This is a genomic window from Planomicrobium soli (assembly GCF_003014655.1).
Taxonomy (GTDB): Bacteria; Bacillota; Bacilli; order Bacillales_A; family Planococcaceae; genus Planococcus; species Planococcus soli_B.
This window is the reverse complement of sequence record NZ_PYAT01000023.1, coordinates 26,399-38,111: the sequence shown is the minus strand read 5'-3', so window position 1 is coordinate 38,111 and position 11,713 is coordinate 26,399. Positions and strand designations below refer to the sequence as shown.

Below are 11,713 nucleotides of genomic sequence, written 5' to 3'. Positions count from 1 at the left end.
ATCTCCATACAGAAAAACACCTCCATAATTGTCGTTGTGACTACATACGACGATGGCGGTGTTTTTTCCTTGTCTCATTTTATTGGGTCACTCTAAATAGGCCATGTACTTTTTGTTGTTTTAACTAGATTTAATATGCGTTACGACTCACTCTTCAAAGTGCCGGCTTTTAAACTTTCATGCCAATCAGCGAGCATCGGCATGTCTTCTTCGCGGATGGCGCCTGTGCTGATTGCTTCTTCTACAAGCGATGGGAAATCCGTCAAGGTATGGAACATAAAGCCTGCTTCTGTAATAGCTTCGACTGACTGCGGCAAATCGTAAGTGAAAATGGCGACGATGCCAAGCACGTCAAATCCGGCTGCTTCTAATGCTTCCGCTGCCTGCAAAACCGAACCGCCTTTTGAGATTAAATCTTCGACGACGACCACTTTTTGGCCAGCTACCACTTTTCCTTCAATCATGTTGCCCTGCCCGTGCTCTTTCGCTTTCGAACGTACATAAATCATTGGCAGTTCCAACAGGTCACTTACCCAAGCTGCGTGCGGAATACCTGCAGTTGCCGTTCCTGCCACCACTTCGCATTCCCCGTAATACTGCTCGATCAATTCGGCCAGTCCTTTGGCGATTTCTTTGCGCACTGCCGGATACGACATCGTTAAACGGTTATCGCAATAAATCGGTGATTTGATGCCCGATGCCCAGGTAAATGGCTCTTGAGGGCGGAGCTCTACTGCTCCGATACTAAGTAAGTGTCTCGCTATTTCTCTTTTCATTCGGCATCGCTCCATTCTTCTTTTATGTACTGATAGCTTTGGGCAGGCTTTTCGCTTTTTGTGATTGCACGCCCTACAACAATATGAGTCGAGCCGTTTTGTCTTGCTTGTTCCGGTGTTGCGACGCGCTTTTGGTCGTCAGCCGAAACATCTGCCGGACGGATACCCGGCGTTACGCGTAGGAATTCTTCGCCACATGCCGCTCCAATCGCTTTCGCTTCCAATACGGAACATACGACACCGTCAAGCCCAGCCTGTTTGGCCAAATTTGCATAGTGAAGCACCGATCCCTCCAGAGATACAGGAATCAGCTGGTCGCTGTGCATTTGTTCTTCGCTCGTCGATGTTAGCTGAGTGACTGCGATCAGTTTTGTATCGCTTTCTGCAAGCCCCCGCTTAGCGGCTTTCATCATCTCCAAGCCCCCTGCTGCATGGACATTGACTAAATCTACTCCCAGTTTCGCCAGTCCGCGCATTGCAGACTCTACCGTGTTCGGTATGTCATGCAGCTTCAAGTCCAAGAATACGCTATGGCCAAGTGATTTTATGTATCGGACCAAATCTGGCCCTTCTTGAAAATAAAGTTCCATGCCGACTTTCAAATACAGCGGCTCATCAAAATGGGCCAGAAACCTTTCCACTTCTGTTTTCGAAGGAAAATCTAAAGCAATGATGGGTTTATTCACAGGCGATGGCTCCTTCCGACCAATTCTTCCACCGATTCATATCCAAGATCGTGCAATTTTTCCGGAAGCTGCGCGATGATTTCCGGGCAGACAAACGGATTGACGAAGTTCGCTGTACCGACTGCTACAGCGTTTGCTCCTGCCGACATAAAGTCGATGGCGTCTTCTACTGTAGCGACGCCGCCCATGCCGATAATCGGCAGGTCGGTTTGCTTGCGAACTTCATAGACCATACGAAGCGCTACGGGCTTGATAGCGGGACCTGACAAGCCACCTGTGATATTGGCGATGATCGGACGGCCAGTTTTCGGGTCCAAACGCATGCCAAGCAGCGTATTGATCATTGTAATGCCGTCCGCTCCGCCTTCTTCGACCGCTTTTGCGATTGAGACTATGTCAGTGACGTTCGGCGACAATTTGATGTACACCGGAACCGATGCTACATTTTTGACAGCGCGCGTCAATTCTTTTGCCACTAATGGATCGGTACCGAACGTGATGCCGCCTTGTTTGACGTTCGGGCAAGAAATATTGATTTCAAGTGCGTGGACGTTCGGCGCTTTGGAAATTTCCCGTGCGACTTCCACATAATCTTCCGTTGTCGTTCCGGCAACGTTGGCGATGATAGGAACATCGAACCTTTCAAGCCATGGCAATTCCTCGCCAGCCACTTTTGTCAGGCCCGGATTTTGCAGGCCGATGGCATTCAGCATGCCGGATGCCGTTTCAGCAACACGCGGCGTCGGATTGCCTAAGCGCATTTCAACCGTTGCCGCTTTGATCATGATGGCACCCAGCTCGGACAAATCGTATAATTGGGCGTATTCTTTGCCGAATCCGAAGCAGCCGGATGCCGGCATGATCGGATTTTTCAAGTTCAATCCGGGTAGTTTTACTGTTAAATTAGTCATGCAATCACCACTCCTGCTGGAAATACCGGTCCGTCGGAACAAACTTTGATATAATCCGTTTCACTTTTTGTCGTGCGGCAGACACAGGCAAAACACGCGCCGATGCCGCAGCCCATCCGCTGTTCGTAAGACAAGAACCCGCGTTTTTCAGGAAACGCCCACTGGACAGCTTCTAACATTGGCGTCGGCCCACAGCTGAAATAGGTATCAAAATCCTTCGGCAGCTCGTTCAAAATATGTGTCACAAACCCTTGAGTGCCATGGCTGCCATCGACTGTCGCAATATGCGTTTCGCCGAGTTCTTTGAATTTCTCTTCATAGAAAACCGCCTGCTTGCTTTCAAATCCTAAAATATGGACTGTTTGGATGCCATTTGCGTTAAGCTGCTTAGCCAGTTCGTACAAAGGCGGAACTCCGATGCCCCCACCGATCAGATACGCTTTTTTCTCCGCTTGCTCGACCGGGAATCCATTGCCGAGCGGACCAAGGACATCGAGCGTGTCTCCAGGTTTCTTTTGGGATAACAAGCTCGTGCCACGGCCTTCTGCCCGATAGATCATCGTGAACTGCTGGAGTTCCGGATCGATGGCCGCGACAGAAATCGGACGGCGCAGCAGCGGCTCATAACTGTCCGCTACCCGCACATGTACGAATTGGCCTGGCGCTGTCATTTCGCTAGTCAATCCGCCCTGTACCGTCAATTCGAAAATATGGCGAGCGATTTGCTTTTGGTCTACAACTTGCATGCGCTCTTGACGGATCATACGCCAGCACCCATTTCTTCAGCCGAGAATGTCATCGACTCAATTACGCGAAGCATCGCTTCGGCTGTATCAAGCGAAGTCATGCACGGTATACCATTTTCCACACTCTCACGACGGATGCGGAAACCATCACGCTCTGGCTGTTTTCCTTTTGTCAGCGTATTGATGATCAGTTGCGCTTCACCGTTTTGGATCACATCAAGCAAGGTTTTGCCTTCTGCTCCGATTTTGCCGATTGGCGTCACGCGGATTCCTGCTTGCTCCAATGTTTTTGATGTTCCTTCTGTAGCCATGATGTGATAGCCGATCGCTTTGAAGCGCTTCGCCAAGCCCACCGCTTCTTCTTTGTCTTTATCCGATACCGTCATCAAGACGCAGCCGTGGTCTTTCACTTCCATACCGGCAGCAGCCAAACCTTTATACAACGCTTTTTCAAGCGTGATGTCTTTGCCCATGACTTCTCCGGTCGATTTCATTTCCGGCCCGAGCGTGATATCCACTCTTCTAAGTTTCGCAAACGAGAATACCGGCACTTTCACGTAGACACCTTTTGACAGCGGTGCAAGTCCAGGGGTGAAGCCTTGTTCGACGATGTTTTGTCCCAGAATCGCTTTTGTCGCGATGTTTGCCATCGGGATATTCGTAATTTTGCTCATGAAAGGAACCGTCCGGCTTGACCGTGGATTTACTTCGATTACAAAGACTTCACCTTTTGAGATGACGTATTGGATATTCAACAGGCCGATGATGTTCAAGCCTTTTGCAAGACGCGTCGTGTAATCAACAAGCGTGTCCAGTTGAGCCTGTGTGATGTTCTGTGTCGGATATACCGCGATAGAGTCACCTGAGTGGACTCCTGCGCGTTCGATGTGTTCCATAATTCCTGGAATCAGAACATTCTCACCGTCTGAAATCGCGTCAACCTCGAGTTCGATTCCGGTCAAGTACCGGTCAACAAGAACCGGATGTTCCGGGCTTGCTTCCACTGCATGCTCCATATAGTAGCGCAAGTCTTTTTCTTTGTAGACGATCTCCATTGCGCGTCCGCCGAGAACATACGAAGGGCGTACAAGTACCGGGTAACCGATTTCTTCAGCGATTGTTACCGCTTCTGCTGCATTTGTAGCGGTTTTTCCAAGAGGCTGAGGAATGCCGATTTCGTGCAAAGCCGCTTCGAATTTGTTGCGGTTTTCCGCACGGTCGATGTCTTCCAGCGATGTTCCAAGAATCTTCACACCGTTTTGTTCCAGTTTCTCCGCCAAGTTGATGGCCGTCTGTCCGCCAAACTGGACGACTACGCCTTTCGGCTGCTCCAAATCGACGATATGCATGACGTCTTCAATTGTCAGCGGTTCGAAATATAATTTATCGGAAATTGAGAAGTCCGTCGAAACGGTTTCCGGGTTGTTGTTGATGATGATGGCTTCGTAGCCTGCTTCTTTGATTGCCCTTACTGAGTGTACCGTAGCGTAATCAAATTCAACGCCCTGTCCGATGCGGATCGGCCCTGATCCCAGAACGATGACACTTTCTTTCTCCGTGCGAATCGACTCGTTTTCATCTTCATACGTGCCATAGAAATATGGTGTTTCCGATTCAAATTCAGCTGCACATGTGTCCACCATTTTATAGACAGGTATTATTTTTTGCTCTTTGCGCCAGTTGTATACTTCTTGTTCTGCTGTATTCCAAAGTTTAGCAATGGTGCGGTCGGCAAAGCCGATACGTTTCGCTTTTTTTGCGGTTGCATAGTCGAACGGATTTTCCGCTAACACTGCTTCATATTGCACGATATTCTGCAACTTCATCAAGAAAAATAAGTCGATCTGGCTCCAGTCATGGATCGTCTCAATCGTTACGCCGCGGCGAAGCGCTTCGCCGATAAAGAACAAGCGCTCATCGCCAGCGCGGCGGATGCGTTTCTCGATCCACTCGTCGCTCATTGCGTCGGCATTTTTCAATTCCAGATGAAATTGACCTGTTTCTAGAGAACGGACTGCTTTCAATATGGCTTCTTCAAAATTGCGGCCCATCGCCATTACTTCGCCGGTCGCTTTCATTTGCGTACCCAAGTTGCGTTTAGCGGATTCGAACTTATCAAACGGCCAGCGCGGAATTTTAGCTACTATATAATCAAGTGCGGGTTCGAAAGCAGCGTATGTGCGTCCTGTTACCGGATTGATCATTTCGTCGAGCGTCAGTCCAACAGCGATTTTTGCAGCAAGCTTGGCAATCGGATAGCCTGTCGCTTTAGAAGCAAGAGCGGATGAGCGGCTGACGCGCGGATTCACTTCAATAATGTAGTATTGGAAGCTGTTAGGGTCAAGCGCTAGCTGGACATTGCAGCCGCCTTCGATTTTAAGGGCTCGGATGATTTTCAATGAAACATTGCGCAGCATTTGGTATTCGCGATCAGACAAAGTCTGGCTTGGTGCCACAACGATTGAATCTCCCGTATGGATGCCGACAGGGTCAAAGTTCTCCATGTTGCATACTACGATTGCGGTATCATTCGCATCGCGCATCACTTCATATTCGACTTCTTTAAAACCGGCAATTGATTTTTCGAGAAGGCACTGCGTTACCGGGCTGTATTTCAAGCCGCTTGTTACAATCTCCTGAAGATCTTCATCGTTATGGCAAATACCGCCGCCTGTGCCGCCAAGTGTGAATGCCGGCCGAACGATAACCGGATAGCCGATGCGGGCTACAAATGCTTTTGCTTCTTCCATGTTATGGATGATGTCTGAATCCGGCACTGGTTCGCCCAATTCATTCATTAAGGTACGGAACAAGTCGCGGTCTTCCGCTTTATGGATGGCTTCCAATTTTGTCCCAAGAATTTCGATTCCCAGCTCGTCCAGGATTCCCGATTCATGCAGTTCAATCGCCATATTCAAACCTGTCTGCCCGCCAAGTGTCGGCAGCAAAGCATCCGGACGTTCTTTGCGGAGAATGCGGCTGACAAAATCTAATGTGATTGGCTCGATATATACTTTATCGGCAATTTCCGTATCCGTCATGATGGTCGCTGGATTCGAATTGATCAACACAACACGATATCCTTCTTCTTTTAACGCTAGGCACGCTTGCGTCCCTGCATAGTCAAATTCGGCAGCCTGCCCGATGATGATCGGCCCTGAACCGATTACTAGTATAGTTTGAATGTCTTGTCTTTTAGGCATATTGCTGCTCCTTCCGGTTTGCGCTCATCATTTCGATAAAACGGTCAAATAAGTAGTTTGAATCTTCCGGTCCTGGCGAAGATTCCGGGTGGTACTGAACTGTGAAAGCCGGGTAATCGATATGCTTTAATCCTTCGATTGTGCTGTCATTCAACGCCGTATGGGTAACTGCCAGGCGTGTTCCCTGCAATGTATTTTCATCCACTGAGTAGCCATGGTTTTGGGATGTGATTTCTACGCGGCCTGTTGTAAGATCGGTCACCGGATGGTTTCCTCCGCGATGGCCGAATTTCAATTTATACGTATCTGCTCCACAAGCTCGGGCGAACAACTGATGCCCAAGGCAAATCCCGAAAACCGGCACTTTGCCAAGAAGTTCCCGCACTACCTGGACACACTCTTCCACGTCTTTCGGGTCTCCCGGTCCGTTCGACAACATGACGCCGTCCGGTCCCCATGCCAGAATTTCTTTTGATGTTGTGTTATAAGGCACAACGATAACATCGCAATCGCGGTTGTTCAGTTCGCGCAGAATACCATGCTTCATGCCGTAATCGATCAGGACAACGCGTTTGCCGCGTCCCGGGCTTGGATAAGGGCGGGCAGTGGATACTTGAGCCACTTGGTCTCTCGGCATTTCAACTTTCGTCAATTTCTGAACCACTTTTTCAACATCCACTTCTTCTCCTGCTGCAGTCAAAATGCCTTTGATTGCGCCTTTTGAGCGGATCAATCGCGTTAATTTCCGCGTATCGATATCTGAGATTCCTGGAATATTCTTTGTCCGGAACAGTTCATCAAGTGTCGAGTTGCTTCTGAAGTTGGATGGAAATTCAGCCAGTTCGCGTACTACCAGCCCTTTTACTGCAGGAGAGATGGATTCAAAGTCATCGCTATTGATGCCGTAATTGCCGATCATCGGGTAAGTCATTGTAACGATCTGTCCGCAGTAAGAAGGATCTGATAAGATTTCCTGGTATCCCGTCATGCTTGTATTAAAAACGATTTCGCCTACTGAAGCTTGCTCGCTGCCAAATGCTTTTCCTTCAAATACGGTTCCATCTTCTAAGATCAAATAACGTTTCATCAATTCGTCTCCTCCTGCCAAACAATTTGTCCACCGAAAATCGTCATTGCTGGCCAGCCTTTGCAGTTCCAGCCGCCGAATGGGGTATTTTTCCCTTTTGATAAAAAGTCTTCTACTTTAATTTCCTGCTCTTTTTCCAAATCAAGCAGTACCAAGTCTGCCGTCTGGCCTTTTTCAATTTTTCCATAAGGCAAGTTGAAGGTTTCGCTCGGCTTGACCGTCATCCAGTCGATCAGCTGCTGAAGTGTCCATTTGCCGGTCTCTACGTAGTGCGTGTACAAAAGCGGAAACGCTGTTTCCAATCCGACAATACCGAACGGCGCTTTGTCCATGCCGTTGGATTTTTCTTCTAATGTATGGGGTGCATGGTCTGTCACAATAAAATCGATCGTTCCGTCAAGCAACCCTTCGTGAAGCGCTTCAACATCTTCTTTCGAGCGAAGCGGCGGATTCATCTTCCAGTTGGCGTCATCCCCCGGAATATCGTCTTCGTTCAGCAGTAAATGATGTGGGCAAACTTCCGTAGTCACTCGCACACCTGCACGTTTTGCATCCCGTACCACCCGTACCGATTCTTTTGTGCTGATATGGCAAACATGATAATGGGCGCCTGCTGCTTCAGCAAGCAGGATGTCGCGGGCAATATGTACCGACTCTGCAATGGAAGGAATTCCTTTAAGGCCAAGTTCAGCACTGCGTTTTCCTTCGTGCATGACGCCGTCGTAGATCAATGAATTGTCTTCACAATGCGCTACTACTGTCATATCAAGTGTTGCTGCGTCCTGCATGGTTTCATACATCATGCCTGCTTGTTGAATCCCGACACCATCATCTGTAAAAGCGAATGCGCCGTGTTCTTTCAATTCGGTCAAGTTTGTTCTTTCTTTTCCTGCTTCCCGGATGGAGATGGAAGCGTACGGCAAAACTCGGATAAGCGCATTTTTTTCGATCAAAGCGTTGACGCGTTCCAAATTATCAATCGTATCTGGTACCGGGCGTGTATTCGGCATTGCACATATGGTTGTGAAGCCGCCTCTTGCCGCCGATTGAGTTCCGCTTTCGATCGTTTCTTTTTGCTCGCCGCCTGGTTCACGCAAATGCACGTGAACATCTACAAATCCCGGTGCGATCATCCGGCCATTGCCGTCAATTTCTTGTTCTCCTTGCGGGGAGAGCCCAATGCCGATTTCTTCGATTTGGCCGTTTGCAATTCGGATATTCGTTGGAGCCAATTCTCCGTTTTCCAGCATGTTTACATTTTTAATGAATAAGTTCATTCTCATTCTCTCCCTTTCAATGCATATTCAAGTACTGCCATCCGGACAAACACACCGTTTGCCATTTGTTTAAAGATTCGTGACCGCTCGCATTCAACAAGCGAGTCGGCGATTTCCACCCCGCGGTTGATTGGCGCCGGGTGCATAATGATAGCCGAAGGCTTCATTTTACGCTCGCGTTTTTCAGTCAAGCCGTATTTTTCGTGGTACCGTTCTTTTGAAAACAGCTCAGACCCTGCATGGCGTTCGTGCTGAACCCGCAGCAGCATAACTACGTCTGTATGTTCAATATAGTCGTCGATATTCTGGGATGTCTCGTACTTTCCGCTCCATACTTTAGGACAAACAAATGTAACATGGGCGCCAAGCATTTTTAGCGCTGCTGCGTTTGATTTCGCGACCCTGCTGTGGGCGATATCACCAACGATCGTAACGTGAAGGCCTTCAATCCTTCCGAACTCTTGATAGATCGTGAACAAATCGAGCAATGACTGTGTCGGGTGCTGGCCAGATCCATCTCCGCCATTGATGACAGATATCTGGCAGTTTGCCAGTTCTTTATAGTATTCTTCTTCCCCGTGGCGGATGACTACGCCGTTCACGCCGATCGCCTCGAGCGTTTTTACCGTATCGTAAAGCGTTTCTCCTTTTAACACACTAGAAAAGGTGGTTTCAAATGGCAGAACTGTCAAGCCCATTTTATGCTGGGCCATTTCAAAGCTCATTTTTGTGCGCGTACTTGGTTCGAAGAATAAATTCACGATTGTTCCAGCCACTGGCGTACGTTCGCCCCGCTGATACTCTTCTGCACGTTCAAGCAGATGCATGATTGTCTTGTTGTCTAAGTCGTTCATCGCCACTAAGTTTGGCATGTTGATCCTCCCTTTCCTATAAAAAAACACCTTCCCAGAGGCAGGAAGGTGTGAGGAAATAAGGGCAGAATCCGCCCTTACCCATTCCTTTCCATGCCTCTCTGGACAATTCATTAAAAGGTGTATTATTTAGTTCCGTCATCTATTTCATTTTTATTGCGACCCGGCAAGACCAGGTTCAGAAGAACACCGATAATGGCTGCGAGTGCCATGCCTTCTATTTGGAACGTTTCGCTGAATTCAATTTTCGCTCCTCCGATTCCGATGACCAGAATGACCGATGCGATAACCAGATTGCGTTTGTCGCCGAAGTTGATGTTGTTGTCCACTAGCATCCGCAAGCCTGAAGAAGCGATGATTCCGAAAAGCAGGATTGATATTCCGCCAAGGACAGCCGTTGGGATTGTCGCAATCGCTGCCATCAACTTGCCGGCAAACGAGAAGAAAATGGCGAATACGGCTGCGCCGATGATGACGTAAATGCTGTAGACCCGCGTGATGGCCAGTACGCCGATATTCTCGCCGTACGTTGTTTTCGGCGGTCCTCCGATTAAGGAGGATATGAAAGTTCCAAGGCCGTCTCCTAGAATCGAGCGGTGAAGCCCTGGATCTTTTATGTAGTTGCGCTCTACTACTTTACCGAGTACAAGCTGGTGCCCGATGTGTTCTGAAATGGTGACAATTGCAATCGGCACCATCACGAAGAGCAGGGTCGGCGTGACTTGGAACGAATAATCGACGCCAGGAATCAGGAAGTCCGGAACGGCAATCCATTTCGCTTTTGCAATTGGGGCAAAGTTGATGATTCCCACTGCTGCTGAATATGCATATCCTACAATGATTCCAATTAATACCGGCATTAAAGAAATAATGTTTTTAAAATAAATTGTACAGATGATAGCTGTAAATAATGTTACGAGTGCTGCTGAAAAATGAATTAAACTATATTCTTTAGCGCCAGGCACCCCAGGGACCGGAATATTCATTGCCATGTCTACCGCTGTTCCAGATAACGCCAATCCAATAACAATAATTACAGGACCAACAACTATCGGCGGTAGTAAACGCATGAGCCATTGATAACCTGTCTTCCAAATGATCAGCGACACGATGGCGTAAACAAGTGAGACGAACATGGCTCCAATCATGGCTGATCCAATTCCGCCTGATTCTGTAGCGATTGTTATCGGCAAAATAAAGGCGAAGGAAGAACCAAGATATGCCGGCACTTTAAATTGTGTAATCAGGATGAAGATGAGTGTTGCAATGCCGCTCGTAAGCAGTGCAATTGCCGGGCTTAAGTTCACTAGCGTTGGAACAAGGATTGTTGCACCGAACATGGCAAACATGTGCTGTAAACTAAGTGATATCCATTGCCCCGCTTTTGGTTTGTCTTGTACATCTAAAACAGTTTCATTCACTGGGTGCTCTCTCCATTCTCTCTCTACTCGTGTATCGCTACTTGATCTTTGCCGTCGCTTTCCTGCATTTTGACGACGATTCGTTCATCGCTGGATGTCGGGATGTTCTTTCCGACATAATCTGCGCGGATCGGCAATTCCCGATGTCCCCGGTCTATCAAGACTGCCAGCTGGATTTGCGCCGGCCGGCCAAGGTCCATTACTGCATCCATGGCAGCACGGACGGTTCTGCCTGTATACAATACATCATCTACCAGAACCACTTTTTTATTTGAAATGTTATGGGTGATGTCTACTTGCTGGACTAACGGTTCCTGATTTTTGTTTTTGACGCTCAAATCATCTCTGTAAAGCGTAATGTCCAACTCGCCGGTCATGATCGGCTTGCCTTCGATTTTCTCTATTTTTTCCGCAAGGCGTTTTGCGATAAATGCGCCTCTCGTTTTGATGCCGACTAAGATGCATTCGTCAATTCCTTTATTGCGTTCGATGATTTCATGGGCAATCCGGGTGATGGCCCTTGCTACTGCCTTGTCATCCAGAATGTCTGCTTTTTCAACCATGGATTCCACTCCTTCTGCAAAATAAAAAACCTCTTGCCAGAGGGCAAGAGGTTATATGCGCAGAAAATTAGGCTCGGAAGACAGACTTCCGGCTTGCGTAAATACCTTCTCAGCCTCTCTGGACTGTTTTAAAGGTGATGCTGTATTCGTTTAGTTGTTTTTAGTATATAG

Annotated in this window: 10 protein-coding genes; all 10 read right to left on the bottom strand. The window is 48.1% G+C overall.

The genetic code is table 11. The annotated features are described in order from the left end of the window. Positions 1-140: 140 nt before the first annotated feature. The 10 genes from pyrE to pyrR all read right to left on the bottom strand — a co-directional run bounded on the left by pyrE (position 141) and on the right by pyrR (position 11,542). Positions 141-776 (bottom strand): orotate phosphoribosyltransferase, encoded by a 636-nt coding sequence (gene pyrE / locus B0H99_RS17120; RefSeq protein ID WP_106534908.1) that lies wholly within the window; start codon positions 774-776, stop codon positions 141-143. Then, the gene (pyrF, locus tag B0H99_RS17115) at positions 773-1,462 is read right to left on the bottom strand and encodes an orotidine-5'-phosphate decarboxylase (RefSeq protein ID WP_106534907.1); all 690 of its coding nucleotides are present in this window, start codon (positions 1,460-1,462) and stop codon (positions 773-775) included. Before pyrF ends, pyrE begins: the two co-directional genes overlap by 4 nt. Further along, positions 1,459-2,373 (bottom strand): dihydroorotate dehydrogenase, encoded by a 915-nt coding sequence (locus B0H99_RS17110; RefSeq protein WP_106534906.1) that lies wholly within the window; start codon positions 2,371-2,373, stop codon positions 1,459-1,461. Before B0H99_RS17110 ends, pyrF begins: the two co-directional genes overlap by 4 nt. Continuing rightward, positions 2,370-3,137, bottom strand: coding sequence for a dihydroorotate dehydrogenase electron transfer subunit (locus B0H99_RS17105; protein ID WP_106534905.1), 768 nt, complete (start codon positions 3,135-3,137; stop codon positions 2,370-2,372). The genes B0H99_RS17110 and B0H99_RS17105 overlap by 4 nt, the downstream gene beginning before the upstream one ends. Then, on the bottom strand, positions 3,134-6,322 hold the full coding sequence (gene carB, locus B0H99_RS17100) for a carbamoyl-phosphate synthase large subunit (RefSeq protein WP_106534904.1): 3,189 nt from the start codon (positions 6,320-6,322) through the stop codon (positions 3,134-3,136). Before carB ends, B0H99_RS17105 begins: the two co-directional genes overlap by 4 nt. Next, positions 6,315-7,409, bottom strand: coding sequence for a carbamoyl phosphate synthase small subunit (locus B0H99_RS17095; RefSeq protein ID WP_181313701.1), 1,095 nt, complete (start codon positions 7,407-7,409; stop codon positions 6,315-6,317). The genes carB and B0H99_RS17095 overlap by 8 nt, the downstream gene beginning before the upstream one ends. Continuing rightward, positions 7,409-8,686, bottom strand: coding sequence for a dihydroorotase (locus B0H99_RS17090; protein ID WP_106534902.1), 1,278 nt, complete (start codon positions 8,684-8,686; stop codon positions 7,409-7,411). Before B0H99_RS17090 ends, B0H99_RS17095 begins: the two co-directional genes overlap by 1 nt. 2 nt (positions 8,687-8,688) lie before the next feature. After that, positions 8,689-9,558, bottom strand: a complete 870-nt coding sequence (locus B0H99_RS17085; protein ID WP_106534901.1) for an aspartate carbamoyltransferase catalytic subunit — start codon at positions 9,556-9,558, stop codon at positions 8,689-8,691. A 125-nt stretch (positions 9,559-9,683) separates the two neighbouring features. Continuing rightward, positions 9,684-10,979: a solute carrier family 23 protein gene (locus tag B0H99_RS17080; RefSeq protein ID WP_106534900.1), complete on the bottom strand. Its 1,296-nt coding sequence runs from the start codon at positions 10,977-10,979 to the stop codon at positions 9,684-9,686. Positions 10,980-11,002: 23 nt separating this feature from the next. Then, on the bottom strand, positions 11,003-11,542 hold the full coding sequence (gene pyrR, locus B0H99_RS17075) for a bifunctional pyr operon transcriptional regulator/uracil phosphoribosyltransferase PyrR (protein WP_106534899.1): 540 nt from the start codon (positions 11,540-11,542) through the stop codon (positions 11,003-11,005). Positions 11,543-11,713: the final 171 nt, after the last annotated feature.